Source organism: Nesterenkonia marinintestina (genome assembly GCF_025420485.1).
GTDB lineage: Bacteria > Actinomycetota > Actinomycetes > Actinomycetales > Micrococcaceae > Nesterenkonia > Nesterenkonia marinintestina.
Genome location: NZ_JAOEFD010000010.1, coordinates 68,187 through 95,166, shown reverse-complemented (window position 1 = coordinate 95,166; position 26,980 = coordinate 68,187). Strand labels below are relative to the sequence as shown.

24 protein-coding genes and 4 tRNA genes are annotated in these 26,980 nt (G+C 69.5%); 13 read left to right on the top strand and 15 right to left on the bottom strand.

Going from position 1 to position 26,980, the window contains the following annotated elements; translation table 11 throughout:
• Positions 1-63: 63 nt before the first annotated feature.
• Positions 64-429 carry a metallopeptidase family protein gene (locus tag N7E59_RS09145; RefSeq protein WP_261624627.1) on the bottom strand — a complete coding sequence of 122 codons (366 nt, stop codon included), beginning with the start codon at positions 427-429 and terminating at the stop codon, positions 64-66.
• Between the two features lie 304 nt (positions 430-733).
• On the opposite strand from N7E59_RS09145, the gene N7E59_RS09140 reads away from it, so the two are divergent.
• From N7E59_RS09140 to N7E59_RS09130, 3 genes are all read left to right on the top strand, one after another.
• Positions 734-806, top strand: a tRNA-Glu gene (locus N7E59_RS09140).
• Positions 807-880: 74 nt separating this feature from the next.
• A tRNA-Asp gene (locus N7E59_RS09135) sits at positions 881-954 on the top strand.
• A 60-nt stretch (positions 955-1,014) separates the two neighbouring features.
• A tRNA-Phe gene (locus N7E59_RS09130) sits at positions 1,015-1,087 on the top strand.
• A 100-nt stretch (positions 1,088-1,187) separates the two neighbouring features.
• Here the strand turns inward: N7E59_RS09130 and N7E59_RS09125 are convergent.
• The 3 genes from N7E59_RS09125 to N7E59_RS09115 form a co-directional block, all read right to left on the bottom strand.
• Positions 1,188-2,189 carry a PASTA domain-containing protein gene (locus N7E59_RS09125; RefSeq protein WP_261624626.1) on the bottom strand — a complete coding sequence of 334 codons (1,002 nt, stop codon included), beginning with the start codon at positions 2,187-2,189 and terminating at the stop codon, positions 1,188-1,190.
• 670 nt (positions 2,190-2,859) lie between these two features.
• Positions 2,860-3,621, bottom strand: coding sequence for a hypothetical protein (locus N7E59_RS09120; RefSeq protein ID WP_261624625.1), 762 nt, complete (start codon positions 3,619-3,621; stop codon positions 2,860-2,862).
• A gap of 324 nt (positions 3,622-3,945) precedes the next feature.
• Positions 3,946-4,806: an EamA family transporter gene (locus N7E59_RS09115; protein ID WP_261624624.1), complete on the bottom strand. Its 861-nt coding sequence runs from the start codon at positions 4,804-4,806 to the stop codon at positions 3,946-3,948.
• Between the two features lie 203 nt (positions 4,807-5,009).
• On the opposite strand from N7E59_RS09115, the gene N7E59_RS09110 reads away from it, so the two are divergent.
• The gene (locus N7E59_RS09110) at positions 5,010-5,834 is read left to right on the top strand and encodes a DUF4282 domain-containing protein (RefSeq protein ID WP_261624623.1); all 825 of its coding nucleotides are present in this window, start codon (positions 5,010-5,012) and stop codon (positions 5,832-5,834) included.
• Positions 5,835-5,875: 41 nt separating this feature from the next.
• Here the strand turns inward: N7E59_RS09110 and N7E59_RS09105 are convergent, their stop codons facing one another.
• The 8 genes from N7E59_RS09105 to N7E59_RS09070 form a co-directional block, all read right to left on the bottom strand.
• Positions 5,876-6,679, bottom strand: a complete 804-nt coding sequence (locus tag N7E59_RS09105) for an exodeoxyribonuclease III (RefSeq protein ID WP_261624622.1) — start codon at positions 6,677-6,679, stop codon at positions 5,876-5,878.
• Positions 6,680-6,745: 66 nt separating this feature from the next.
• Positions 6,746-7,570 (bottom strand): ammonia-dependent NAD(+) synthetase, encoded by an 825-nt coding sequence (gene nadE, locus N7E59_RS09100; protein WP_261624621.1) that lies wholly within the window; start codon positions 7,568-7,570, stop codon positions 6,746-6,748.
• Positions 7,571-7,625: 55 nt separating this feature from the next.
• Complete coding sequence (locus tag N7E59_RS09095) at positions 7,626-9,233, bottom strand: ABC transporter permease (protein ID WP_261624620.1); 1,608 nt, start codon at positions 9,231-9,233, stop codon at positions 7,626-7,628.
• Positions 9,230-10,156 (bottom strand): ABC transporter ATP-binding protein, encoded by a 927-nt coding sequence (locus N7E59_RS09090; protein WP_261624619.1) that lies wholly within the window; start codon positions 10,154-10,156, stop codon positions 9,230-9,232. Before N7E59_RS09090 ends, N7E59_RS09095 begins: the two co-directional genes overlap by 4 nt.
• On the bottom strand, positions 10,153-10,866 hold the full coding sequence (locus N7E59_RS09085; protein ID WP_261624618.1) for a TetR/AcrR family transcriptional regulator: 714 nt from the start codon (positions 10,864-10,866) through the stop codon (positions 10,153-10,155). The genes N7E59_RS09090 and N7E59_RS09085 overlap by 4 nt, the downstream gene beginning before the upstream one ends.
• 299 nt (positions 10,867-11,165) lie before the next feature.
• Positions 11,166-12,836 carry a dihydroxyacetone kinase subunit DhaK gene (locus tag N7E59_RS09080; RefSeq protein ID WP_261624617.1) on the bottom strand — a complete coding sequence of 557 codons (1,671 nt, stop codon included), beginning with the start codon at positions 12,834-12,836 and terminating at the stop codon, positions 11,166-11,168.
• A 42-nt stretch (positions 12,837-12,878) separates the two neighbouring features.
• Entirely contained in the window at positions 12,879-13,451 is a 573-nt protein-coding gene (gene pyrE / locus N7E59_RS09075) for an orotate phosphoribosyltransferase (RefSeq protein WP_261624616.1), read from the bottom strand.
• 9 nt (positions 13,452-13,460) lie between these two features.
• On the bottom strand, positions 13,461-14,324 hold the full coding sequence (locus tag N7E59_RS09070) for a CPBP family intramembrane glutamic endopeptidase (RefSeq protein ID WP_261624615.1): 864 nt from the start codon (positions 14,322-14,324) through the stop codon (positions 13,461-13,463).
• Positions 14,325-14,468: 144 nt separating this feature from the next.
• Here N7E59_RS09070 and N7E59_RS09065 point away from each other — a divergent pair, with 144 nt between their 5' ends.
• The 3 genes from N7E59_RS09065 to N7E59_RS09055 all read left to right on the top strand — a co-directional run bounded on the left by N7E59_RS09065 (position 14,469) and on the right by N7E59_RS09055 (position 16,733).
• The gene (locus N7E59_RS09065; RefSeq protein ID WP_261624614.1) at positions 14,469-15,104 is read left to right on the top strand and encodes a TrmH family RNA methyltransferase; all 636 of its coding nucleotides are present in this window, start codon (positions 14,469-14,471) and stop codon (positions 15,102-15,104) included.
• A gap of 168 nt (positions 15,105-15,272) precedes the next feature.
• Positions 15,273-15,345: transfer RNA gene (locus N7E59_RS09060), tRNA-Ala, on the top strand.
• Positions 15,346-15,797: 452 nt separating this feature from the next.
• Positions 15,798-16,733: a VOC family protein gene (locus tag N7E59_RS09055; RefSeq protein WP_261624613.1), complete on the top strand. Its 936-nt coding sequence runs from the start codon at positions 15,798-15,800 to the stop codon at positions 16,731-16,733.
• Positions 16,734-16,746: 13 nt separating this feature from the next.
• Here the strand turns inward: N7E59_RS09055 and N7E59_RS09050 are convergent, their stop codons facing one another.
• Positions 16,747-18,615 (bottom strand): heavy metal translocating P-type ATPase, encoded by a 1,869-nt coding sequence (locus N7E59_RS09050; protein ID WP_261624612.1) that lies wholly within the window; start codon positions 18,613-18,615, stop codon positions 16,747-16,749.
• Positions 18,612-19,112, bottom strand: a complete 501-nt coding sequence (locus N7E59_RS09045) for an acyl-CoA thioesterase (RefSeq protein ID WP_261624611.1) — start codon at positions 19,110-19,112, stop codon at positions 18,612-18,614. The genes N7E59_RS09050 and N7E59_RS09045 overlap by 4 nt, the downstream gene beginning before the upstream one ends.
• Before the next feature lie 58 nt (positions 19,113-19,170).
• Here N7E59_RS09045 and N7E59_RS09040 point away from each other — a divergent pair, with 58 nt between their 5' ends.
• The 5 genes from N7E59_RS09040 to N7E59_RS09020 all read left to right on the top strand — a co-directional run bounded on the left by N7E59_RS09040 (position 19,171) and on the right by N7E59_RS09020 (position 25,289).
• Positions 19,171-19,584: a DUF1801 domain-containing protein gene (locus N7E59_RS09040; RefSeq protein ID WP_261624610.1), complete on the top strand. Its 414-nt coding sequence runs from the start codon at positions 19,171-19,173 to the stop codon at positions 19,582-19,584.
• Positions 19,585-19,607: 23 nt separating this feature from the next.
• A complete protein-coding gene (locus N7E59_RS09035; RefSeq protein WP_261624609.1) occupies positions 19,608-19,949 on the top strand; it encodes a hypothetical protein in 342 nt (113 codons plus the stop codon).
• Positions 19,946-21,247, top strand: a complete 1,302-nt coding sequence (locus N7E59_RS09030; RefSeq protein WP_261624608.1) for an MFS transporter — start codon at positions 19,946-19,948, stop codon at positions 21,245-21,247. Before N7E59_RS09035 ends, N7E59_RS09030 begins: the two co-directional genes overlap by 4 nt.
• Before the next feature lie 51 nt (positions 21,248-21,298).
• Positions 21,299-22,321: a class II fructose-bisphosphate aldolase gene (fbaA, locus tag N7E59_RS09025; RefSeq protein WP_261624607.1), complete on the top strand. Its 1,023-nt coding sequence runs from the start codon at positions 21,299-21,301 to the stop codon at positions 22,319-22,321.
• A 148-nt stretch (positions 22,322-22,469) separates the two neighbouring features.
• Positions 22,470-25,289: a cation-translocating P-type ATPase gene (locus N7E59_RS09020; protein WP_261624606.1), complete on the top strand. Its 2,820-nt coding sequence runs from the start codon at positions 22,470-22,472 to the stop codon at positions 25,287-25,289.
• On the opposite strand, the gene N7E59_RS09015 is transcribed toward N7E59_RS09020, so the two are convergent.
• Complete coding sequence (locus N7E59_RS09015) at positions 25,270-26,070, bottom strand: VOC family protein (RefSeq protein ID WP_261624605.1); 801 nt, start codon at positions 26,068-26,070, stop codon at positions 25,270-25,272. The genes N7E59_RS09020 and N7E59_RS09015 overlap by 20 nt on opposite strands.
• Positions 26,071-26,210: 140 nt before the next feature.
• Between N7E59_RS09015 and N7E59_RS09010 the strand changes: the two genes are divergently transcribed.
• Positions 26,211-26,936, top strand: coding sequence for an HAD family hydrolase (locus tag N7E59_RS09010; RefSeq protein WP_261624604.1), 726 nt, complete (start codon positions 26,211-26,213; stop codon positions 26,934-26,936).
• Positions 26,937-26,980 lie beyond the last annotated feature (44 nt).

The window sequence follows — 26,980 nt, the reverse complement described above, 5'->3', positions numbered from 1 at the left end:
CTTCAAGTAGCTTGAAGGTTCGGGGTTGCGCGGGGAATTGCTGACCGTGTGGTAAGGGCCGATTCAGCCCCATCCGAGGCGGTGGAGCGTCTCGTCGTCGATGCCGAAGAAGTGGGCGATCTCGTGGATCACGGTGATCGTCACCTGATCGATGACCTCTTCGCGGGTCGAGCAGATGTCGAGGATCGACTCCTTATACAGGGTGATCTGATCCGGCATGGCCCAGGGCTCGCCGCCCCGTTCGGTGAGGGGAATGCCCTCGTAGAGGCCCAGCAGCACGGTGTCGGCCGGTTCGCCGGGACGCGGGACATAGCGGTCCTCGACGAAGATCACGACGTTGTCCACCCGTGAGGCGAGGGTCTCCGGTATCTGGGCCAGGGCGTCCTCGACGGCGGCGTCGAACTCGTCGTCGGTCATCTCGGGGCGCATGTCCCCACTCTAGGTGGGACGGCCGAAGGGGGCCGTCGCAGACGGATCGCGCACGGAGTGCTCCGGGCGTCGCGGGGTCCTCGGCGGCCGTCGGACGATCTCGGGAAGATCTCGATCCGGGGGTCCGGATGTTGCACAGACGTGATGTCACGATTCGATGTCGGTGGGGCGGGAGTTCGTCGTGGGGCGAGGAACCTTTCGCGGCTGTTCCGTTGCACGGGGTGGCGGTCGGGGCGGCGAGGGGTGAGATTTGCCGCGTGTCGGCGCGTGCGCCTAGACTTTCACAGGTCCACTACGGGATCGCGCCCCCATCGTCTAGCGGCCTAGGACACCGCCCTTTCACGGCGGCGGCACGGGTTCGAATCCCGTTGGGGGTACTCTCGGCACCGAATTAGGAGCCGAGGCTGGGGCTCTGATAGAGTCTCTCTCCGTGCCCAGGCACGAAAATCAAGGCCCTGTAGCGCAGTTGGTTAGCGCGCCGCCCTGTCACGGCGGAGGTCGCGGGTTCAAGTCCCGTCAGGGTCGCTGCTCTCTTCAGACCACCAGATCTGATCCGAGAGTGACGTCTGATCACCAGGCGAACGAGGCTCTGTAGCTCAGTTGGTAGAGCGTTCGACTGAAAATCGAAAGGTCACCGGATCGACGCCGGTCGGAGCCACCGAGAACTCCCCCGCAAGCGCGGGGGAGTTTCTTTGTGTCACTACGTCTAGACCCGTTTAGGTGTCGCTCATAGTGACGCCATTGGATTGCGGCGAGGGTCACTGGCAGGTCGGACCCATGCCGCCCTCGTCGCGGGCCTCCCACACATTCGCGGGACTCACGTGCTCCGAGTCGATGGAGTCCACAGTCTCGCGCTCGTAGGTGACCGTGGCGAGACCGATGATGGGCTGGCGTCCAGTGGCGTCCGCTTCGCCGCGGGTGATGAACTCCATCCGGATGAGGTCGTAGTCCTCGGTGATGTTGTCCCGTGCGAACTCCAGCGCCTCGATGGTGTCCTCCTGGGCGTAGGTGCACAGAGTGCTCGGGAAGAAGTCCGCGGGCTCATACTCCTGGTGGATGAAGATCCCGTGGTATTCCTCGCCCTGCTCGGGGGTGCGGTGGAACACCTCGCCACCCTCGAATGTCTCCAGGCCTGCAAGGGCCTCGACCTGGGCGTCGATGTCGGCCGGCAGCTCCTCAGCCTCGGCGGTCGCCTCGTCGTCGCCCTCATCGTCGTCACCGTTGGTGTCATCCTCGTAGCCCTCCGGTCGAACAGCAGTGACCGTGACCGTATCGCCTTCCTGCGCGTCTTCGCCGGGCTCCGGGTCCGTGGACTCGACCTCCCAGTTGGCGGGGTTCTGCACCTCGCTCTCTTCGGCCTCTAAGCTCACGTCGAAGCCCGCGTCCTCCAGCTCGTCGCGTGCTTCATGGCCGGGAAGCCCGACCACATCGGGCACCTCGACCGTAGTCTCGGCGTCCTCTTCGTCGCCCTCGTCGTCTTCGTTCGTAGCCTCGCCCTCAGTGGGGGACGCATCCTCGGCAGGTTCGTCGTCCGTCTCGTCCTCGGCCTGCTCCTGGGCCTGGTCGTCGTCTTCCTCAGCGGCTTCTTCGGGCTCGATCACCCCGAACGCGGTGAGGATCAGTCCCAGGATCATCAGCAGGACGAATCCGACACCGAGGCACCCGCAGCAGCCGATGCCGTACCGCTTCCCCTTCGGCTGGCCCGTGTACCAGGTCTTGGCTCGGTCGACGCGCCCCCTCGGCGCGGATTCCTCAGTCATGATGCTCTCCAGTTGTGCGAGTGATGCAGTTCCAGCCGGCCCCTCAGCACGGGGACCGTGACATGAGGTTCCTCGGCCGCCTCATGAGGGCATTTAGTCCACGCCAGGGTGCTATTCAGCATAGCCTCAGGGATGAGCCCCGGGCGGTCCGCAGCCGGACCTCTCGCTCCACAGCCGGACCTCTCGCTCCACAGCCGGTTGCTGGCAGATGTCGTGGCCGGCGTCCAGATGGGCCAGCTCGTGAGCGCGCTCGCACAGCAACTCCCGCTCTTTGAGCCGGTCATCGCGGTAGATCGTTGGGGCTGATGCAGGAAAGGGTGACAGGTTGACCTGACCTACAGCTTGGCTTCCAGTTCACGTCGCTAGTCGATGGTCTTGAAATTTCCTGAGCCCGTACTGGGGACCAAGGGTCGCCACGTGCGGACTGACGTTCCCGAGACGTACACTTCTGGCACTCTCGACAAGTGCCTTGGTGGTCCTGGAGTAACCAGATAGTCAGGCTGCGGATGGGGACCCTTGCGTCCAACGGATCGATTCTCTGTCCCTGGACGGAGCACCTGACGACTGTGATGTCGAACAGGGCAAGTTCACGCCGGGAACCGGGGGGAGGCTTCGGAGGCGCGAGTGGGTACGTCGAGAGCAAGGTCGGGCTAAGGTGCTCGCAACCCTGTTACCAACAGGAACCGGCCGTTTCGAGGCCATCTAGATACTCACGCTCGAAGGCTTGTTTAGAGGCACAGAAACCGTCAAAGCTCATGGTGTTGATTGCGTCGTCTACGGATGCGCCTGGAGCGAGTGGTGTCCAGACTCCGGGGGCGACTTCGACTGCCTGCTCATAACTGGCGGACTCGTAATAGGACTGGACTTGGTCGGGCAGATCCTCCACCGAAACAGTCTGTGGGTAGCCGTCAGGCAGCTCTGGTCCGTTGATGTAGGTGTCCATCCACTCGGTATAGCTCTCTGCGCGGTCGGAACACTCTTCTTCCAGCATGTAGGCAATACCCAATATGGCGCGATCCTGCGTGCTAGCAGACGACCTGGACGGGACTTCTCTATATGCCAAGTCTTCCCACATGCCGTCGTACTCATACTCTTCCGCCGCGTCCTCGCATAAGCGCTTTGCTCTGTCGGAATCGGAGTACTCCTCGATCACGGCTCTGGCTGCGCCTTCATTCATATCCTCTGGAGCGAGGGGATGTTCTTCAAGCCAGGAGACGTGCTCCTCATAGGTCTCTTCGTCTAAGCCGCCAGGGAACGTTGGAGTGGGAGAGGGTTCGCTTGCTTCTTCCTGCTCAGTCTGAGTGTCCGAGACCTCTGCTTCCGCCTCGGCGCCGCTCTCGCCAGAACATGCAGATAGGAGAATGGGCATGGACACTGCCAGGCCTAAGACAGCCGGACGGAATATGCAGAGTGAGGGCGCTGTGGCTTCCATAATAAGCAAGAGGTTACGCGGAGTTTGGTTCCTGGACAATCAGTGCCACGAAAGGCTGCCATGGCTCATTCCTATGCAGGTTCGGTGATTCCGTCCGAGAGCTTACTCAACCTTCACGCCACTCAGCGTCCCTACTTTGTTCAAGCACCGGTTCCGACGCCTACCTGAAGGTGCTGGACTGCTCCCAACTGGCTGACAAGGTCCCCTGATGCGCAGGTGAGGGCGCAAGACCAGAATCTACTGATCGCGCCTATCGCATCTGTCGCAGACAGTTTCGTTAGTGGTGTGCATCATGGGACAACGTCGGGCCATCTGCGCCCGTCCTCACCCCGCGCGAGGCTTGGTCCGCGTGGCACCGACCCCGGCGACGACGACGCACACGATCCCCAGATACCCGACCACGCCCAAGTCCTGGCCCAGCAGCACCAGCCCCGAGAGTGCGGCCACGGCGGGGGAGAGGGCCAGCAGCACGGCGAACATCGACGGCGGCACCGACCGCAGGGCGCGCATCTCCAAGGCGTACGGGATCGTCGACGACAGCAGCGCCACGCCCAGACCGGCCAGCAGGACCTCCGGCCGCAGGAACACCGCACCGGTCGTCGCCACGGCGAACGGCACCACCGCCAGGGCTCCGATCGACATGCCCAGGGTCATCCCGGCCAGACCGGCGAAGTGTCGGCCGGCGGCCCGAGTGAGGAGGATGTAGCAGGCCCACATCACTCCCGCCCCCAGGGCGAAGACCACCCCCAGGGGGTCGAGGCTCTCCGACGGGTTCCAGCTCAGCAGGACCACGCCCGCCCCGGCGACCACCGCCCACAGCAGGCTGAGCCACCGTCGTCCGGTGATCACGCTGAGCGTCAGCGGTCCCAGCAGCTCCAGCGTCACCGCGGTGCCCAGGGGAATCCGATCGATCGCCAGATAGAACAGGACGTTCATCGCCGCAAGGACCAGCCCGTATCCGGCCGCAGCGGCCCACGAGAGGCGGCTGACTCCGCGCAGTCCGGGCCGGACCACCAGCCACAGCACCAGGGCGGAGAGCCCCAGGCGCAGAGCGACCGTGCCCACCGGTCCGGCCATGGTGAAGACCATCGCGGCCACCGCGGAGCCGATCTGTGTGAAGGAGATCGCCAGGACGACCAGCGCCGGACCCTGGACACCGCCGCCCTCGGAGCGAGGAGCTGTCATGCTGTCATCTTCGGTCCGCACCTCGGGAAACGGAAATCAGACCAGGCCCCCTGGGACCCGTTCTGCTACGCCAGCGGCTCAGGTAGGTTGAGCCTGAGGCGCCGACATCGGACCGTGAGAGGGTCACCGATGCATCGACACCGGACAGCCGCCGTCGCGGCGACGCGCCTGGCCCCGCGATCGGCCCCATCCGAGGAGGACAGATGACACAGCAGCCCGGAGACCCCCACACCCCCGACGAGAACCCCGACGGCGTCCCCGGTGCCGGCCGGCCCGACGGTGAGCACCCGACGACGCCGCAGCCGAATCCCGGCCCGGGGGACTACGGGCAGCCGCCGTACGGTCAGCAGCCCACGGGCGGGACGCAGGACGCGCAGCCGGGCTACGGTCAGGGCGGCTACGGCGAGCAGCCCTCCGGTCAGCCGGACTACGGCCAGCCCGGCTATGGGCAGCCGGCGCCCGATCAGCCGGCACCCGATCAGGCGCAGGCCGGAGGTCCGTACGGCGGTCCGCCGCAGGGTTACGGCCAGCCGGAGTACGGCCAGCAGCCCCAGTACGGGGACGGTCAGTACGGTGACCCGCAGTACGGTCAGCAGGCCTACGGTCAGCCCGCGTACGGTCAGCCCGCGTACGGTCAGCAGGCCTACGGTGCGCCGCAGCCCGGGGCTCAGCAGCAGCAGACGAAGCGGCCCTCGGCGAACGCCGTGGAGGCCAAGGGCTTCTTCGCCGCACTGTTCGACTTCAGCTTCCGCAGCTTCATCACCGTCAAGTTCGCGAAGTTCATCTACGCCCTGCTGATCCTGTTCGTGCTGCTGGGCTGGCTGATGTTCATCATCAGCGGCTTCGCCACCGGTGAGCCGCTGATGGGTGTGCTGGGGCTGCTGTTCGGCTGGATCCCCGGCTTCCTCTACGTCGTCCTCTTCCGGATCAGCCTGGAGGTCATGATCTCGATGGTCCGCACCTCGCAGAACACCGCGGCCACGCAGGCCGAGGTCGAGCAGCTGCGTGCCGATCTGATGAACCGCTGACCCGGCCGGAGGTCAGCGCGGAGTCTCAGACGGGGCGAGGGTCAGCTGAGGTCCACGACGACGGGAGCGTGGTCCGAGGCGCCCTTGCCCTTGCGCTCCTCACGGTCGATGGCGGCATCGTCGACCCGCTCGGCGAGTGTGGGTGACGCCAGCACGAAGTCGATGCGCATCCCTTCCTTCTTCGGGAAGCGCAGCTGCTTGTAGTCCCAATAGGTGTAGACCCCCGGTCCGGGCTTCAGGGGGCGGACGACGTCGACGAATCCGGCGTCGAGGAACCCCTGGAAGGCCGCGCGCTCCGGCTCGGAGACGTGGGTCAGCCCCTCCTCGCGGAACAGGTCGATGTCCCAGACGTCGTCGTCCTGCGGGGCGATGTTCCAGTCCCCGACGAGGGCGATCTGCGCCTCAGGGTCCTCGGCGAGCCACGACTGGGCGTGTCCGCGGAGGGTCTCGAGCCACTCGAGCTTGTACCCCATGTGTTCGTCCTCCAGGGCACGGCCGTTGGGGACGTAGAGGCTCCAGACGCGCACCCCGTCGCAGGTGGCGGCGATCGCCCGAGCCTCCTGCACCGGGTCGACGCCGCCCTTGCCGAAGGCCGGCTGCTCGGGGAAGGTGCGCTCGACGTCGGCCAGCCCGACACGTGAGGCGATGGCGACGCCGTTCCACTGGTTGAATCCGAAGTGGGCGACCTCGTAGCCGCTGTTCTCGAAGACCTCCCAGGGGAAGTTCTCGTCCTTGCACTTGGTCTCCTGGACGGCCAGGACGTCGGCGTCCCAGCGCTCCAGCCAGGCCTCGACCCGGTCGGCTCGGGCACGCATCGAGTTCACGTTCCAGGTGGCGATTCGCATGCGCCCGAATCTATCAGCAGGTGCTGACGACTCACCTGCCGAGGGTCGACTCCCGGGCCCTGTGCCTCACCCGCGCCACCAGTCGTCGGCGACGGTCACCGGTGTGGTGCGCTTGTGCCGTGTGGCCAGCCAGCGGGCTTCGATGACCTCGGCCGCGGCGTCGGAGACCGGTCGACCCTCGAGGTAGTCGTCGACGTCGTCGTAGCTCAGCCCCAGTTCGTCCTCATCGGTGCGACCGGGGATCCCGTCGAGGAGGTCCGCGGTGGGCACCTTCTGTGCGACCGGCTCCGGGGCGCCCAAGTGGTCGAGGACCTGCCGGACCTGCCGCTTGTTGAGGGTGAACAGCGGCAGCACGTCCGCACCGCCGTCGCCGAACTTGGTGAAGAACCCGGTCACCGACTCCGCCGCGTGATCGGTGCCGATGACCACACCCCGGTGCTCACCGGCGATCGCATACTGGGCGATCATCCGCATCCGCGCCTTCACATTGCCCCGGTGATAGTCGCTCAGTTCCTCACCGAGAGTCTCCAGGTATGCGGCGTCGAACCCGCGCACCGGCTCAGCGATGTTGAACATGTGGGCATGGTCGGGCCGGATGAACTCCAGCGCCGCCGCGGCGTCGGCCTCGTCGTGCTGGACGTCATAGGGCAGCCGCACCGCACGGAAGCTGGCCGACCCACCCTGGGAGCGGATCTGTTCAGCGGCGAGCTGACACAGGCGTCCCGCCAGAGTGGAGTCCACTCCGCCGGAGATGCCCAGCACCATCGACTCGGCGCCCACCGCGGCCAGATAGTCGACGAGGAAGCCCACACGGCGGGAGACCTCCTCGGCCGGGTCGATCTCCGGGGCCACGCCCATCTCCTCGACGATCACATGCTGCAGCTCACCCATACCGGGGAGTCTAGTGGCCCCCTGTGACAGCGATGTGAACCGCGGCCCGCTGCGCTCAGGCCCCCACCTGTCGCCTCCGGAACCCCAGCACGCCGAGGACGATCCCCAGCACCCCTCCCGCGGTCAGCCACCAGAACGGCGCGGCGTCGAAGTCCTCAAGCGGCATCTCGGCCAGGTGGCCGAAGACCGACAGGGCCTCGATCGTCTCCGGGAGCTCGAGAGCCTGCCCGACGTAGGAGGCGAAGAACCCCAGGCCTACCAGAAGCCAGCCGAGGAGCCCCATGGTCCGGGGCAGCCAACCGAAGGCGAGGGTGACGACGCCGGCCACCGCCAGCACCGCCGGCATGTGCTGCACGAACGCGGCTGTGACCTTGAGCAGGCGGTCGGGCTCGCCCAGCTGGGCGGCGGCGATGCCCCCGGAGATCAGCCCCGTCACGGTCATCAGCACGAGCAGTCCCAGCAGCAGCACGGTCAGATGGGCGGCGAGCCATCGCGTCCTGCTCACCGGGGTCGCCAGCACGGTCTCCGCCCGGCCCCTCGGCTCCTCGGCCAGCACGTGCTGCATCCCCGCGACCACCGCGGCCCCGGCCACCAGCGCGGTCAGCAGTCCCGTCATCCCCAGGTAGCTCTCCACCATCTGCTCCGGCGGGAACATCTGGGCGAGCATCTCCGGCAGCTCCTCGGCGGACTCGCGCATCGACTCGACCATCGCGACCATGACCACCGCCAGCAGCAGGATCGCCGTGCCCCATCCGCGCAGGGTCCCCCGCAGGATCCTGTGCGCGAGACCCAGCGGGGTCCCCAGTCCGGGCGACGCCTGAGCAGGGCCCGGCCGTGGAGCCACGAGACCGGCCCCGACGTCGCGGGCCGCGCTCAGTCGGAACGCCAGCACCACGAGCACTGCGGCGAGGCCGAGCGAGAGAAGCAGAGGCCAGGCACGATCCTCCACGTAGGGTGCGGACTGCTGGGGCCACGCAAGAGGTGACAACCAGGACACCCATGACCCGCCACGCTCAGACATGTCACCGGCGCCCCGCACCAGGAACATGACGCCCAGCAGCGCCCCCACCGCGCCGGAGGCCGAGCGGGAGAACGCGAACACCTGAGCCGCGCAGGCCGCCGCACCGGCGAACACCAGCCCCGACACCGTCGCACCGGCCGCCACCAGTACGGTGCCCTCCGTCGGGAACCCGACCAGCGACCCGGCGCCGACGAGCAGGCCACCCACCGCCAGGTTCGCTCCGGTCAGCAGCACCAATGCGGCCGCCAGCGTCGCGTGTCGGCCCACCACGTTGGCACGGACCATCTCCGCCCGCCCGGTCTGCTCCTCCAACCGGGTATGCCGCGAGATCAGGAAGATGTTCATCAGGGCCACGACCAGCAGGATGTAGAGCAGGTACCCGCCGGCGAAGAACGACTCCTGGGTGATCCCCTCCTCACCGATGTAGCCGGGCCCGGTGAGCAGCCGCATCGTCGGATCGTCCATCATCACGGCCAGGCCGGTCAGGTCCTCCTCGGAGCCTGCGACGGTCTCGACGGCGGCCATGAAGTACAGCCCGAGGGCACTGCTGCCGAAGACCCAGGCGGGCAGGGCGATGCGGTCGCGGCGCAGCATGAACCGCAGCAGGGTGCCCAGGCCCGTCAGGGCGCCGGAGCTGCTCATCGCGCGCCCGCCTCATCCGGTGTCTGCTCGCCGGGCTCCTGCCCGTAGTGACGCAGCAGCAGCTGCTCAAGCGTCGGGGGATGCGCGACGACGGCGCTCACGTGCATATCGCCGAGGGCCCTCATCACGGCGGGGACCTGCTCGCCGTCGACCTCGAAGATGACCCTGCCGTGCTCGGTGCGCAGATTCCGCACCGCCTCATGATCCCGCAGAGCGACGACGTCGTCGGTGCTCAGCTCGAAGGTGGTGCGCGTGAAGTGACGCATCTGCTCCAGGGTTCCGGACTCGACCGTCCGGCCCTGTCGGATGATCGAGATCCGATCCGACAGCGCCTCGACCTGGGCCAGGATGTGGCTGGAGAGCAGGACCGTGTGCCCGCGCTCGCGCGCCTCATGGATGGTCTGCTGGAACACCGCCTCCATCAGCGGATCCAGCCCCGAGGTCGGCTCGTCGAGGATCAGCAGATCCACATGCGAGGCCAGCGCCGAGATCAGCGCCACCTTCTGCCGATTGCCCTTCGAATAGGTGCGCGCCCTCTTCCGCGGATCCAGGTCGAAGCGTTCGATCAGTTCGTCCCGACGGGCCCGGTCGAAGCGTCCGCGCAGACGGAGGAACAGGTCGATGGCCTCACCCCCGGTCAGGTTCGGCCACAGCTCGACGTCGCCGGGGACGTAGGCGAGCCGACGGTGCAGGGCGACGGCGTCGTGCCACGGGTCCGCGCCGAACAGCGAGACCCGGCCGCCGTCTGCGCGCAGCAGGCCCAGCAGCACACGGATGGTGGTGGACTTCCCGGCGCCGTTCGGACCCAGGAAACCGTGGACCTCGCCGGGGGCCACGGTCAGGTCCAGACCGTCCAGGGCGGTGAAGCGGCCGAAGCGCTTCGTCAGGGACTCCGCGGCGATGACGGGGGGTTCGGAGCTCATGGGAGCGACTCCTCTCCTGCAGTGTGCGGTCGGGCGGTCGACAGGTCGGGGTCGCGATGATGCTCGATCAGGGCGACGAGCTCCTCGTACGCCTCCGGTCGCAGCACCCCGTAGAGGAAGATCTCGGACACCGCGGCGACGTAGGGGCCCCACGCCTCGGGCGGGTCCTCGATGGGGGAGACTCCCATCAGGCGCTTCATCTGCTCATGCATGGACAGTGCGCCGAAGCTCATCAGCAGCAGCATCACCGCACGATGACGGGGGTGGAGGCTGGGTCGTACCAGGCCCTGGGCCTCCGCGTCGGCGGTGTAGACCAGGGAGTCCTCCACCAGCTGGTCGACGAGCTCGTCCATCTGGGCGCCGCCGTCGCGGATGGACTGGAGCAGATAGTGCAGCAGAGGGCGGCTCTGCTGGAACTGCACGAGGATCTCGAACATCGTCAGGGAGCTGCCGCGGGACACTGCGTCGGACTTCAGGGTGCGGAAGACGCCGGCGACCTCGGCGTCGCAGGCTGTGCGGAGCCCGTCCTTGGAGCCGAAGTGGTGGACGACCAGCGGAGCTGAGACTCCGGCCTCTGCGGCGACCGCCTTCAGCGTCGTCGTCGCGAAGCCGCGCTCGCCGAAGAGTCCGACCGCGGCGTCGAGGATCCGATCGCGGGCCCCCTTCTCCTTCGGGCCCGGACCTGCGCCGGCGCGATACCGATAGACCATGATCCCCTCCCGGCTGAACGCGCGTTCAGCACTTGGTGCGATCGTAGGCCCGAGGTGCGGCGGTGGCCATGTCCGCTGAACGCGACGACCCCCGCGTACAGCCGAGCCGGAGCCGGTTCCGGTGAGCCGCGCTCGCCTCCGCTGCGTCGGGGGAGTGAACCTCGCACCGACACGCCGTGCTGAGGCGCGATTCGTGCTCCATCGACGGGGGTGGCGGGCGGGTGGGTCGGATGGGTGTCCGCGGCGAGGTCAGCGTGGCCGCTGATCAGCCGGTCAATCGGTTGCCCGGTGACACCGGATCAGGTGCCGAGGGAGTCGCTGACCGCCCGGAACAGCATCGCGACGGCGACCGCCCCGGGGTCCTCGGTGTCCCGGGCGGCGGCATCGGGCACGTGGGCCGCGCGGCCGGCCTTGGCCTGCAGCTGCGCGGTGCGCCGGGCCCCCTCCTCCGCGGCCTCGGCGACCTGCTGCACGGTTCCGCCCTCGGCGAGCACACGTTGGGCCGGGATGAGGGCGTCGAGCATCGTCCGGTCGCCCTCGACGGCGCCGCCGTGGTGGCTCACCGCTTCGATCCCGGCCTCCAGAGCCTCGGCCCAGCCGGCACCGTCGTCCAGGGTGCGGGAGGACGCCGTCGCAAGGATCGCCAGCAGCACTCCCGAGGACCCGCCCATCCCCGTCTCCAGGGTGCGGGCGATCCTCGCCATGCCGGCGGCCGGATCGGCGAACCCCAGGTGTCCGTCCTCCAGCAGGGTCGACACAGACATGGCGCCGGCCCGGAAGGTGGTGCCGGCGTCGGCGTCTCCGGTCGCCCGATCCAGTGCGTCGAGATGCTCCTGGGCCTCACCCAGGACGCGGCAGGCCTGAGCGGTCGCAGCCTCCGGGCGGCCGTCCTCGGAGGCGCGCATCGGCGCCCCGGAACCGGCCTCAGAATCGGCCTCGGAGCTGGTCCAGGCACGTTCGGCATCACCGGACCGACGACGCGGCGGCATCGGCTCGACCGCCGCCGTCCAACCCGGCGCATCGGTCGCCGCGTCGAGCGCCTCGACCAGCCGGGCGTCGGCGGGAGCCAGAGTGACCGAGAACCCGTGCATGTCCAACGACGTCATCGCCCGGACCGGGCCGATGAACCGGACGATGCGCTGCGGGCCGATCTGCCGCATGACCTCATGGGCCAGCACCAGACCCTCCTGCGGCGAGCAGCCGCCCAGATCGTTGAGCAGCACCACCAGCCCGGACCCGGCGTCGACGTCGTCGGGCCTCAGCCCGTCCAGCACCGTGGCCACCGCATCAGCGGCCCCCGTGACCTCCACCGAGTCGGCCCCCGGCTCGTTGTGGATGCCCAGCCCCAGCTCCGACCCCCGGGACGGGTCGCCCTCATCGCCCGGCAGCCGGGCCGGTCGCAGCGCCAACCCCAATGTGGACAAGGACTCCGCCGTCCGCCGTGCGAGCTCCGCGACCTCGCTCAGCGAAGCACCTGAGGCGGCCAGATGCCCCGCCGCCTTGTGCACCAGCACGGTCCCCGCCAGGCCGCGGGGCTGGTCGATGTCCGGCAGGGCGACGTCGTCGGCGACCAGCACCGTCTCGACGTCCAGCCCCTCCTGCCGGGCCTGCTCGGCGGCGAGCCCGAAGTTCAGCCGGTCGCCGGTGTAGTTCTTAATGACCAGCAGACAGCCGGCCGGACCGGTGACGCTGCGGATGGCCTCCAGCACCGCACTGACAGGAGGGGAGGAGAACAGGGCGCCGGGCACCGCGGCGGTGAGCATGCCCGAGCCGATGAATCCCGCATGGGCGGGTTCATGGCCGGAACCGCCGCCCGAGATGACGGCCACCTGACCGTCCTCGCGGGAGTGCCCGGCCCGGACCAGCACGGACGTCCCCTCCGAGGTCGCCAGCTGCTCCAGCCGCGTGGTCTGCAGCAGGGCGGAGAGCATGTCGTCGACGAGGGTCTCACGGGAGTTAAAGAAGGCCATGGGTCCTCCTGTCGTGCCGGTGCGGACCGCACCCGCTGGATGTCACTCCAGGCCGAAGTCCGACTTGGAGTATGCGTAGAGGTAGGGCACCCCGGCGGTCTCCCGGATGTGCTCGGCGGCCCCGGTGTCCCGGTCCACCAGCACGGCGACGGCTTCGACCTCGCCGCCGGCCGCGCGGACCCCCTCGACCGCGGTCAGCGCGGAGCCGCCGGTCGTGGAGGTGTCCTCGAGGACGACCACGCGGCGGCCCTCCACCGACGGGCCCTCCACCTGGCGGCCCATGCCGTAGGACTTCTGAGCCTTGCGGACGACGAACGCGTCGACCGCCCGATCCTCGGCGCCGGCGGCGTGCATGATCGCAGTGGCCACCGGGTCCGCGCCCATCGTCAGGCCGCCGACGGCGGCGCAGCCGATCCCGGCCTCGTCGAGCATCCGCAGCATCACCCGGCCGACCAGGCGGGATGCCTCGTGGTGCAGCGTGATCCGGCGCAGATCGATGTAGTAGTCCGCCTCCCGGCCCGAGGACAGGGTCACCCGGCCCCTCACGACGGCGAGCTCATCGATGAGTTCGCGCAGGCGCTCGCGGTCGGCGTCGGCGTCAGAGTCGATGGTCATGCCCACATCCTAGCGAGCCGCCGACGCTCCGCTCATGGCCGGGCGGCCGGCCGGGAGTACGGCGTGCAGTCCGCGGGCGATCAGGAAGACGATGATCGGGCAGGTGAACACCATGACGTAGAGCAGGGGCGAGACCTCGTGGTCCCCGGCGCCGAAGATCAGGACCTGGGCGAAGGCGAAGCAGCTCTGCAGCGAGTGGGCGACCATCGTCGCGGTCATCGACCCGGTGATCAGGTACACCAGGCCGAAGGCGATGCCGGTGAGGACGAAGGCCGCCGCCTCGCCGGCGCTGAGCGAGGCGCCCAGGTGGGGCATCGCGAAGGCGAACGAGCTGGCGAGGATGGAGACGACCGCGGCGAGCACGGGGAGCCCGCGGCGGGCCAGCGCGTCATGGATCGGCCGCATGACCGCGCCGCGGTACAGCAGCTCCTCACACACCGGTGCCAGCACCACGGAGGCGAAGAGCATCAGCGCCGCGGGCAGCAGTGCGCCGCCCAGACCCAGCTCGTCGAAGTAGCGCGAGGCGCTGGTCCCGTCGGTGCCTCGGCCCAGGGTCAGCAGCCAGAAGCCGACGTGGGAGACGACGAAGACGACGATGAGCAGCAGGATCTCCCGCATCCCCAGAGACCGCTTCAGCCCCAGGTCCATCGTAGTGGGCCACTTCCGGGCCAGCAGGCCGATGACGCCGAGGGCGAGCACGGCGAACAGGATGAACTGGGCGGGGACCAGCAGCGCCATGACCGTCGTGTTGTCGCCCGCGCCCAGGAGGTTGCCCACCACCGGGAGCAGGGACGCGATGATGATCGCGAACATGGCCGGGACGGCGTACCAGGCCTTCCACGTGGTCAGGTGATCGGCGAGACGGTTCCTCATGTGCGTGGTGCTCCTTCGGCGTGCGCTGGGCGTACTGGGCTGATGATGCTTCTACGCTATGTCTCACGGGGTGCCCGGCACATCGTCCCTGGGTGTGACCTGTGCAGACTCTGCGTCATCCCGTGGGTGCATACGCTGGTGTCCATGAGTGATGAGGCAGGGTCTGCCGAGGACGGTGGACGTGAGGTCGGGGTCGGGCCGTGGGTCGGAGAGTGGCCGCACGGCGAGCACTGGGATCCGCAGCTGCTGCGCGAGGGCGACCGGCGCAACGTGATCGACCGGTACCGGTACTGGCGGCACGAGGCGATCGTCGCCGACCTGGACGCTCGGCGCCACGGGTTCCATGTGGCGATCGAGAACTGGCAGCACGACTTCAACATCGGCACGGTGGTGCGCACGGCCAATGCGTTCCTGGCCGCCGAGGTGCACATCGTCGGGCGCCGTCGGTGGAACCGCCGCGGGGCGATGGTCACCGACCGGTACCAGCATGTCCGGCATCATGCCTCCGTGGAGGAGTTCGTCGCCTGGGCCGATGAGAGGGGGATTCCCGTGCTCGGGGTGGACCTGTTCCCGGAGTCGAAGCCCATCGAGACCTACCGGATGCCGCGCGAGTGTGTGCTCGTCTTCGGTCAGGAGGGCCCCGGCCTCTCCGAGGCCATGCGCGGGGCGGCGCAGGACACGCTCTCGATCGCGCAGTTCGGCTCCACCCGCTCCATCAACGCCGGCACCGCGGCGGGCATCGCCATGCACACCTGGATCCGCCAGCACGCTGAACCATGATCCGTCCCACCCGCCGACGGTGAGATCACCAGGCGAACCGTCGGTGGGTTCGATCACTCCCGGCGGGTCAGACCCTGCGGCCGCCGACTCCTCGATCTGACGACGGCAGGGTGGAGGCGCTACGCTGGGTCACCTGGCGGTTCGGCGACGACGGTCGACGAACCTCCCGGGGCTATAGCTCAGTTGGTAGAGCGCGTCGTTCGCATCGACGAGGTCAGGAGTTCGATTCTCCTTAGCTCCACCGGATTTCGCAGCCTATGGACCCCGTCTCAGAAGAGGCGGGGTCCTGTGCGTCGGAGGTCTTCTCAGATTCAGAGAGAACTCCCAGTTTCTCTGAGGCTCATGCTCAACCTCGATCCCTAGAGTGGGGATCACCTCAAAGGTGCGAGTGATACAGACAGACCCCGTATCGACATCATCGGCGTTCCCCTCACGCCGTCGATACGGGGTCTGTCGCTGTTCGGGGGACGGTGCGGCCGCAGCTCATCTATCGCGGTGCGTCGGGCTTCCCATATGACGAAGCCCGACGCACATCGATAGAGGAAGGCCAGCAGTACGCGCCTCACCCGCCGCCGAGATCGGCCCACCGCCGCCCGTCCCGTCATAGTTCTTCAAAATTGGAATAATCTCTCGCGGGAGGGGGCTGAACAGGTCGTCACCGCCGCTCAGCGGCCCGCCGGAGAGAGGACGACCATGAGCCCGTACGCCCCCGTCACGCAGCACGATTCGGAGCGCACCCTCCACCCCGAGACCGGGATGGACGCCGTCACCCTGCGCGTCGGTGACCTCGACGCCATGAGCGCCTACTACTCGCAGGCCCTGGCCATGGAACCTCTGGAGGAGCGGACCCGAGGACGTGAGGTCCACCGCGTGCTGGGCCGCGGCACGACGCCGATGGTCCGGATGATCTCGACCCCCGGCCTGCCCGCGGTCGACCCCCGCCAGGCCGGACTGTTCCACACCGCCTTCCTCTTCGACGACGCCGCCGCGCTCGCGGCCACCGTCTACCGAGCCGCCCAGGACCCCCGCAGCCGGTTCGTGGGAGTGGCCGACCACCACGTCTCGGAGGCGTTCTACTTCACCGACCCGGAGGGCAACGGCATCGAGCTGTACAACGACCGCCCCCGCTCCCAGTGGCAGTACGGCCCCGGCGGCGAGCTGCTGATGACCACCTCCTACCTGGACGGACAGGAGTACCTGCGGCGTCACCTGGACCAGACCGTCGTCGACGCCGGCCCCGAGCGTGCCGGCCGGGTCGGCCACGTCCACCTGCAGGTCGGCGACATCTCCCGCGCCCGGCCGTTCTACGTCGACACCCTCGGCTTCGAGACCATGGTCGAGTCCTACCCCGGCGCCCTGTTCGCCGCCGCCGGGGGCTATCACCACCACGTGGCCATGAACACCTGGAACTCGGCCGGTGCCGACGCCCGCGCCGCCAGCCTCGGACTCGGCGACGTCGCAGTCACCGTGCCGGCACGCTCCGACCTCGACGCGCTGGCGGCCCGACTCCGGGCCGCCGGACTGGAGTTCGCCGACGACGGCCGGTCGATCATCGCCCACGACCCGTGGGGCACGCAGGTCACCGTCTCGGTGCCCGGGACCACCACCGAGGAGCTTCTCGCCGGCTGAGGTCCGCGCCCGGTCAGGCCGAGGCTCGGTCGCGCCCCGCGGGGCTGCCGGTGCGAGACCCGCGTCCGCCGCGCCGGGCGCGCAGCGCGTAGAGGATGCATGCCAGGTCCACCAGCTCCTGGGTCAGCGCCCCGACCACGGCGGGGATGTGGCCGAACGCGGCGATCAGCATCAGGCCCACGCTGAGCACCACGCCGATCCAGATCGCCGTGATCGCCACCCGGAAGGTGTGCCGCCCGATGTCCACGGCGTCGACCACCCGGCCGACGTCGTCGCGGAGGATCACCACGTCCGCAGACTCGGAGGCCGCCGTCGCACCCCGGGCTCCCATGGCGACGCCGACGTCGGCGGCGGCGAGCACCGGGGCGTCGTTGACCCCGTCGCCGACCATCATCACCGGATGCGGCATCTCTCGGAGCAGCCTGACCTTGTCCTCGGGGAGCAGGTGCGCGTGGACCTCCTCGATCCCGGCGCCGGAGGCCAGCGCCTGAGCCGTGGAGGCGTTGTCCCCGGTGAGCATCGCGACCCGCTCCACGCCGACGGACTGCAGTGCGGCCACAGTTTCCGGCGCCTCCCGACGCAGCTCGTCACGCAGCACGAGGCTGCCGACGAAGCGGCCGTCGACGGCCACGGCGACGGCCGTCTCACCGGCGGCCAGCTCGGGGAACTCGGCGCGGGGGTCCACCTCCTCGACGAAGCCGAGCTTGCCGACCCGGACGTCGTGGCCTTCGATCATCGCCCGGACCCCGTTGGTGGCGGTCTCGGCGGCTTCTCCGCCCGGGGCGGGCTCCAGACCGCGGACGGCGGCGGCCCGGATGATGCTGGAGGCCAGCACATGCGAGGAGAACTGCTCGGCCGAGGCGGACAGCCGCAGCAGCTCGTCCTCGTCGAAGCCGTCGACGGTGTGCACCGCCGTGAGTTCGGGCCGACCGTGGCTCAGGGTGCCCGTCTTGTCGAAGGCGGCGGAGCGGAGTCCGGCCAGCGCCTCGAGGACGGCCCCACCCTTGACGATCACGCCGGTCTGGGCCGACCGGCTCACCCCGCCCATGAAGGCCACGGGGGCGGCGATCAGCAGCGGGCAGGGGGTCGCCAGCACCAGGACCTCGGCGAACCGGGTCGGGTCCCCGGACAGCCACCAGGCGACTCCCGCGATCAGCAGGGACACGGCGGTGAATGGGAGTGCGAACCTGTCGGCCAGCCGCACCGTCGGGGCCTTCGAGGCCTCCGCCTCCTCGACCAGTGACAGGATCCGCTGGTACTGGGAGTCAGAGGCGACCGCCGTCGCACGCATCCGCACGGCCAGGTCGCCGTTGAGCGCGCCGGACATCAGGGCGTCGCCGCGTGCATGGGTCACCGGCAGGCTCTCGCCGGTCAGCGAAGACTCGTCCAGGCGCGCCATCGGGTCGAGCAGCTCGCCGTCGACGGGGACCACCTCCGAGGGCCGCACCAGCAGCTCGTCGCCCACCTGCACCGCTGCGACGTCGACGTCCTCGAGAGCCTCCCCGGCCACCCGGTGCGCTCGGCGCGGCGAACGGTCCAGCAGGGCGGTCAGTTCGCTGCGCGCGCGTCCGGCCGCGAAGTCCTCCAGCGCCTCACCGCCGGAGAGCATGAGCACGATGATCAGCGAGGCCACGTACTCGCCCACCGCCAGGGTGGCGATCATCGCCATCACCGCGAGGATGTCCAGACCCCAGTGGCCGCGCATCATGTCCCGGACCATGTCGATGCCGGTCAGGACGACGACCAGGGCGACGTAGGCGGTGGCCGTCCACTGCGCCGGCCCCTCGGACCCTGCCGCCAGCAGGCCCAGGACCACCGCCCCGACGGCGAGCGTCCACGCCACCATCGGGTAGTTCCTGGCCAGGGAGAGCGCCGCACTCATCGCCGAGCCCCCGCGTCGAAGGGGGACTCGCCGCGGTAGGCGGCCAGCGCCTCCCGCTGGTCGGCGGTCAGCCGCATGAGCCGACCGGTGGGCTCGTGCAGGAAGGCCAGCTGGGTCTCGGCGATCACCCGGCGGGAGCCGTCGTGGCCGTCGAGGACCTCGTAGGCCAGGGTCACTCCGGCGCCCTTCAGCGCCGAGACCCAGACGTGGACCGTGGCGGGGACGTCCCGATACTCGAGCACGGCCAGGTACCGGATCCGATGTTCGACCACCAGCGCCTGGGCCCCGTCGGGCAGGTCGCTGAACAGCGGCACCTGCGGCCGCCCGACCGGTGCCCCCGTATGGGCCGGGGACCCGAAGGTCCGGACGCGGGCCTCTTCGAGGATCCGCAGCACCTCCACGTTGTTGACGTGCCCGTATGCGTCCATGTCTCCCCAGCGCAGAGGCACCTCGGCGCGGAGTCGGGGCGTGCCTCCCGGGCTCTGGCGGGTGCTCATGGACTCAGCTTAGGCCGGACCGGTGACAGGCGGTCGTCCGACGGGGGATGATGACCCCATGAGCGACGTCGGCACCCGCCCCACCGATCAGGACCCCTACGAGTTCGTGGACACCCTGCCGGTGGTCCGGCGTCGGGCGCACGGCCGTCTGCTCATGGAGATCTGGCGCGAGGTCACCGGAGAGGAGCCGGTGATGTGGGGCCCGACCATGATCGGCTTCGGCAGCTACGACTACACGTATGACTCCGGCTGGTCGGGCACCTTCTTCCGCTCCGGATTCAGTCCGCGGAAGGCCGCACTCTCCCTCTACGGGCTCCCGCCGACCGAGGCCGCCCCGGAGCTGTGGGAGCGGCTGGGCAAGCACCGCCGCGGCGCCTCCTGCACCTACGTCAACAAGCCTGAGGACGTCGACCTCGAGGTGCTGCGAGAGCTCATCCGCATCGGCTGGGAGTCCGAGGACACCAGCTGCTGAGCCGAGCCGGATACGGTGGAGCCATGAGTCCAGAGACCGAGATCGTCGTCATCGTCGTCTACGTCCCGCACAGCGACGCCGACGCCGTGCGCGCCGCCCTGGCCGAGGCCGGGGCCGGCGCGATCGGCGACTACCGGGGCTGCTCCTGGTCCACCTCGGGCCACGGCCGATTCACCCCCGTCGAGGGTGCGAACCCCACGATCGGCGGCATCGGCGTGGAGGAGGTCGTGCCGGAGGACCGGATCGAGGTCGTCGCCCCGCGGGCCGAGGCCCGCGGCATCCTGCGAGCCATGGTCGACGCCCACCCCTATGAGGAGCCGGCCCACCACGTCATCCCCGTGCTCAGCGCCGCCGAACTGCCGTGACCGGAGCCGACCAGACGCCCGACCAGACGCCCGACCAGCCCCAGATCCCCCGCGACGACGACGGTCCCTCGCTGCTGGGCGTCGCCGGTCCCACGTACTTCCCGGTCGCGCTGATCGCCCGATTCCCGTACGCGATGATGGTCGTCGGCGTGCTCACCATCGTCGTCTCAGCCCGCGGCTCCATGTCCCTGGGCGGGCTCACCTCGGCGATGGTCGGACTCGGCACCGCCCTGTGCGGCCCGCTCATCGGTGCGGCCGCCGACCGCTTCGGCCAGCGGCCGGTGCTGCTCGTCGCCGGGGCGGCCTCCAGCCTGACCCTGTTGACCCTCACGCTCGTCGTCTACTCGGATCTGCCCGGCTGGGCGGTGCTGGTCTCCGGCGTCGCCGTCGGAGCCACCGCCCCGCAGGTGCCCCCGCTGTCCCGCAGCCGGCTGGTCGGGATCATCTCCACCCGCCTGCCGAAGCACCGGCACGTGCGCACGGTGAACTCGACGATGGCCTATGAGTCCGCCGCCGACGAGCTCACCTTCGTCTTCGGCCCCATGATCGTGGGTTTGCTGGCCACCACCATGCACCCGGCCGCCCCCATCATCGGGGCGGCGGTGATGACGGTCGTCTTCCTCACCTGGTTCGCCGTGCACCCCAGCTGGTCGGAGACGCCGAACTCCACCGGGGCCGGATCCGTGGTCGCCCCCGCGGCGGCGCTGTTCGCTCCGCGCCTGCTGGTGGTCTTCGCCGGGGTGCTCGGCGTGGGCATGGTCTTCGGGTCCGTGCTGACCTCGCTGACCTCCGTCCTCGGCGACGCCGGTCACGCCGAGCGGGCCGGCCTGCTCTACGGGGCGATGGGCGTCGGCTCGGCGATCTGCGCCCTGGGTGTGGCGCTGCTCCCCGAGCGGTTCGCCCTGCGGGACCGGTGGGTGGTCTTCGCAACGATCCTGCTCGTCGGCTCCGTGGGACTCTCCGTGGTCGAGACGCTGCCGGGCATCATCGCGATGCTGCTCCTGCAGGGGGTCGGAGTCGGACCCACCATGGTCACCGTGTTCAGCTTCGCAGCCCGCCGGACCCCTGACGGGCGTTCGGCGACCGTGATGACGATGGCCAGCACCTCCGTCGTCGTCGGGCAGTCCGCGGCGGCCGCCACGACCGGGCAGATCGCCGAAGCCTTCGGCAGCGCCGGAGCGATCGTGATCCCGATCGGCGCGGCCTGCGTGGTGACCGCGGCCGCGGTGCTGAACCGGGTCCTCACCGGCCCGGGGCGGGCGGGCCGACCCACGACCGCGCAGGCGGGCGCCGGTTAGGATTGTCGGTGGACAGCCAACCCAGTCTGAGTCGACGTCAAGGAGCCTGAGATGGCCATCGCAACACCGGACAAGTACACCGAGATGATCGACACCGCCAAGGAGAAGGGCTTCGCCTTCCCCGCGGTCAACGTGACCAGCTCACAGACCCTCAACGCCGCGATCCGGGGCTTCGCAGAGGCCGAGTCCGACGGCATCATCCAGGTCTCCACCGGCGGCGCCGAGTACTGGTCGGGTCCGACGGTGAAGGACATGGTCACCGGCTCCCTGGCGTTCGCGGCCTTCGCCCGCGAGGTCGCCAAGTCCTACGGGGTGAACATCGCCCTGCACACCGACCACTGCCCGAAGGACAAGCTCGACGGGTTCGTCATGCCGCTCATCGAGGCCTCCGAGGCCGAGGTCGCCGCCGGCCGGGACCCGATCTTCTCCTCCCACATGTGGGACGGCTCCGCCGAGACCCTGGAGGAGAACCTGCGCATCGCCGCCGAGCTGCTGCCGCGCACCGCCGCGGCCAAGCAGATCCTGGAGGTCGAGATCGGCGTGGTCGGCGGTGAGGAGGACGGCGTCGAGAACGCCATCAACGACAAGCTCTACACCACCTTCGGTGACGCCGCCGCCACCGCCGACGCCCTCGGCCTGGGGGAGAAGGGTCGGTACATCACCGCTCTGACCTTCGGCAACGTCCATGGGGTCTACAAGCCGGGGAACGTGAAGCTGCGCCCCGAGATCCTCCGGGACATCCAGGAGGAGGCCGGCACCAAGTACGGCAGGGAGCGCCCCTTCGACCTCGTCTTCCACGGCGGCTCCGGCTCCACCGAGCAGGAGATCGCCGACGCCGTGAGCTACGGGGTCATCAAGATGAACATCGACACCGACACCCAGTACGCCTTCACCCGCCCGGTGGCCGACCACATGTTCGCCAACTACGACGGTGTGCTGAAGGTCGACGGCGAAGTGGGGAACAAGAAGGTCTACGACCCCCGCGCCTGGGGCAAGGCCGCCGAGGCGAACATGGCCGCACGCGTGGTCGAGGCCTGCGAGCGCCTGGGCTCGGTCGGAAAGACCATCGGCTGAGGCGCCCCACCCAGCAGGACGGCGCCGCCGGGAGTGTGCACCGGCAGGTGCGGGCGAGGCGTGACGAGACGTGACGCAGTCGATACCCCTGTTCATCGGGAGTCCATAGGATCGTAGGCGGGAGGACACCTAGCCACGAGGGGCAGCGATGACCGGCATCTCGGAGACCACCGTCCCCGACGAGGGCATCGGCCCGAGCAGGGAGGGGCGGCTCGACGCGGCGCACAGCCTGTCCGACGAGGAGGTGCTCACGCGCCTCGAGGTCGACGCCGAGCAGGGACTGAGCGGCGCTGAGGTCGCCTCCCGTCGTGAGGCGTTCGGCCCCAACAGGCTTCCGGAGCCGGAGCGGGACTCCGCGGTCCTCCGGTTCGTCCGACACTTCCACGACGTCCTGATCTACGTGCTCCTCGGTGCGGCCGGCCTCACCGCGGTGCTGCAGCACTGGGCCGACACGATCGTCATCCTGCTGGTGGTGGTCATCAACGCGCTGGTCGGATTCCTCCAGGAGGGTCGGGCCGAGCGGGCCCTCGAGGGCATCAGGGAGATGCTCTCCCCAAGCGCCGACGTCCGTCGGGACGGGTCCTGGACCTCGGTCGACGCCGAGGAGCTGATTCCCGGAGACGTCGTCCGCCTCAGCTCCGGGGCCCGCGTCCCCGCCGATCTGCGTCTGCTGCAGACCGCTGACCTCGCCGTCGAGGAGTCTGCGCTCACCGGAGAGTCCGTGCCCGCCGAGAAGTCCGCCGCCCCCGTGGAGACGGGTGCGGTGATCGGCGACCGCACCTCGATGGTCTTCTCGGGCACCATGCTGACCTCCGGCACTGCGCTCGGAGTGGTCGTCGGCACCGGTGAGCACACTGAGATCGGCCGGATCAGCACGATGATGTCCGAGGTGGAGACCCTCGAGACTCCGCTCACCCGGCAGATCGCCGCCTTCGGCAAGGCGCTCTCGCTCGGGGTGCTGATCCTCACCGTGCTGCTCGTGCTCATCGGCTGGGCGGCCCACGGGACCCCCCTTCCTGAGCTGCTGCAGGCCGCCGCCGGCTTCGCCGTCGCAGCGATCCCCGAAGGCCTGCCCGCCCTGATCACCATCACCCTGGCCCTCGGCGTGCAGACCATGGCCCGGCGCAGCGCGGTCACCCGACGACTGCCGGCGGTCCAGACCCTCGGCAGCGTGACCACGATCTGCTCCGACAAGACCGGCACGCTCACCAAGAACGAGATGACCGCAGAGCGCGTGGTCGTCGGAGGTGAGGAGTTCGAGGTGTCGGGCACCGGCTACACCCCCGACGGGGAGGTCACCCGCGACGGCGAGCAGGTCGGCCTGGAGCACCTCGGCCTGCACCGACTGGTGCGGGCGATGGCCCTGGCCAACGACACCGATCTGGTGCGGGGCGAGACCGGCTGGGGCATCAGCGGCGAGCCCACCGAAGGGGCGCTGAAGTCCCTGGCCGGCAAGCTCGGATTCGAGGACTCCGCGGCACGCCGCCTCGCCGTGCTCCCCTTCAGCTCCGAGAACAAACTTATGGCCGTCACCGCTGAGTTCTCCGAGGGCGATCCGGTCGGGATCGACGGTGCGGGAGGCGGCTCAGCTCGGGTGTTGGTCAAGGGGGCTCCGGACCGGCTCCTCGACCGCTCCGGGGGAGAGTTCGGCGCCGGCGGATCGGTGGAGCGGCTGGACCGAGAGCGGTGGGAGCGGCTGATAGGGAGGCTCTCCGGCGAGGGCCTGCGCGTGCTGGCCGCCGCCGAGCGCCCGGCCCGGGAGGAGCACTCCGAGTCGTTGACCGTCGACGACTTGGGCGAGGAGCTGGTGTTCCTCGGCGTCGTCGGGATCGTGGACCCGCCGCGGGAGGAGGCGGTCGAGGCGGTGCGGGTCTGCCGCGAGGCCGGCATCCGGGTGAAGATGATCACCGGCGACCATGCGGGCACCGCGACCGCCATCGCCGCCCAGATGGGCATCGATGAGGGCGCCGGAGCCGTCGCCGGCCATGAGCTGGAGGAGGCCGATGACGAGCGGCTGCGCGAGCTCGCCCAGGACCACCACGTCTTCGCCCGGACCTCCCCGGAGCACAAGCTCCGCCTGGTGAGGGCGCTGCAGTCCGAGGGCCATGTGGTGGCGATGACCGGGGACGGGGTGAACGATGCCCCCGCGCTGCGCCGCGCCGACGTCGGCGTGGCGATGGGCGTCAAGGGCACCGAGGTGACGAAGGACTCCGCGGAGATCGTGCTCGCCGACGATGACTTCACCACCATAGAGATCGCTGTGGAGGAGGGTCGCCGCATCTACGACAATCTGCGCAAGGCCCTGGTCTTCCTCCTGCCGACCAACGGTGGGCAGGCTGCGGTGGTGCTGGCGGCGGTGATGATGGGATGGACGCTGCCGCTGACGCCGCTGCAGGTGCTGTGGGTCAACATGGTCACTGCGGTCACTCTGGCCTTCGCGTTCGCGTTCGAACCTGCAGAGGACGGCATCATGCGGCGTCCTCCTCGAGATCCCGACCGGGGGATCGTCGGCGCCCGACACATCATCCAGATCGCGTCGGTCTCGCTGATGATCGCGGCGGTGACCGTCGCAGTGTTCCGCTGGCGCATCGACGTCGGCGACGACCTCGAGACCGCGCGGACGCTGGCCACCACGGTGCTGGTGGTCTGCCAGGTGTTCTACCTGTTCAATGTGAAGTCATTGGAGGCTGTGAGCCTGCGGCCGTCGGTGCTGCTGCGCAACGGCGTGGCCTGGGTGATGGTCGCGGTGCTCACCGTGCTGCAGGTCGCGTTCATCTTTGCCCCGCCCCTGCATGCGGTCTTCGACACGACCACGCTGAGCCCGTCCTACCTGTCGATCACCGTGGGAGCCGGTGCGACGGTCTTCGTGTTCGCCGAGCTGCTCAAAGTCCTGCTCTACCGCCGCACCCCGTCGGCCGATCGCGCGGATCGGTCTCACGATGAGAGCGTCAGGCCGGCGGCTGGTTGATCTGGAAGGAGGCGCCCTCGGGGTCGGCCACGGTCGCCACGCGGCCGAAGGGTGAGTCCATCGGCCCGTCGAGCACGGTGCCGCCCCGGGCGAGGATGGCCGCGACGGTCGCGTCGGCGTCCTCCACGCTGACGTACCAGCGCCACTGGGAGTGGTCGAACCACTCCTTCGCATCGCACAGGCCGGCGACGGCCTCGTCGCCGGCGCCCGCGGTCACGTACGGGTAGCGGACCCCGTCCTCCGGTTCGCCCACCACGGTGCCGTCCTCGGCCATGTAGGCGGGCTCCCAGTCGAACACGTCCCGGTAGAAGTCCAGGGCGGCGTCGAAGTTCACCGACATCGATTCGAACCACACCGGCGTGCCGGCGGTCAGCGGCAGGTCGAAGCCGTCGAAGGTCCCGCGCTGCCACACCCCGACGACGGCGCCGGCCGGGTCGATGAGCACGGCCATCGAACCCATGTCGTGCACGGGCATCGCCGGCACCATGACCTGGCCTCCGGCCTCTTCTGCGCGGCGCACGGTCTCCTCGATGTCGGTGGTCTCGAGGTAGACGGTCCACACCGTGGGCGCCTCCAGGGGCTCGCCCTCCTGCGTCATGGCCCGCATAAGGCCGCCCACCTCGTGCCCGTCCCTGGTGATCCGGTGGTAGTGGCCGAACTGGGGTCCGGTGTCGGTGAACTCCCAGCCGAAGACCTCGGCGTAGAAGCGGGTGGTCGCCTCCAGGTCCTGGACGGTCAGGTCCACCCAGATCGGGGCGCCGTGGCGTGGTGTCTCCGGCATGGTGTCTCCTCGGTCGTGTCATCCCCGAACCCCGCCGCAGCTCATGCGGCATCGCCGGTCAGCCCGATTCTAGGACGGGTCCATCCCCCTGCCTAGGGTCCGCTCGCGGCCGGAGAGCGGAGGTCGGTAGCGTGGGAGCCGTGGCCGCCAGACTCATGATCTTCGACTTCGACGGTACGCTCTGCCTCGGCGACGACCCCGTGCTCGCCTACGCCGACCGGGTCGACGCGCTGCTGGCCGCCCGCGGCGTCGAGGGCCCCGACGTCGCCCGGACTGCGGCCGAGGCCATGCGCTCCGGAGACCTCGACGTGCCGCGACTGCGGACGGCCGGCGACGTGGCGCCTCCCCAGGACGGATACCAGCTGGTCCAGGCCCTCGGACTGACCGCAGGGCTCTCCGGAGACGAGTGCGGCGAGGCCTTCCGCGCCGGACGTCGTCGGCTGCTGTCCCGAGGCCTCGACGCCACGGACGTCCACGCTCCGGACGGCGCCGTCGGACTGCTCGACCGGCTCGCGCGCCGCGCCGCCGTGGTGCTGGCGACCAACGCCCCCGCCGAGGGGTTCGCCCCCTGGCTCGAGGCGCTCGGCCTCACCGGGGCCTTCCACGGGATCGTCAACGACGCGGGCAAGCCGCGCGGGATGTCCGCAGCACTGGATCGCGCCCGCGCACTGACCGGGGTCCCCGAGGATGCTCCGGTGCTCTCGATCGGCGACATCTGGGCCAACGACTGCGCCCCGGTCGCCGCGCGGGGCGGCACCACGGTGCTGATCGATCACCGCGGCACCGGCGTCGGCGAGCCCACGCATCGGGTGCGGAGCCTGGAGGAGGCGGCCCCGCACCTCAGCGCCTGGGCGGCGGCCCGGTGAGACCCGTCTCCGAGTGAACTCTCCGTGACCGATCGGAGAATCGG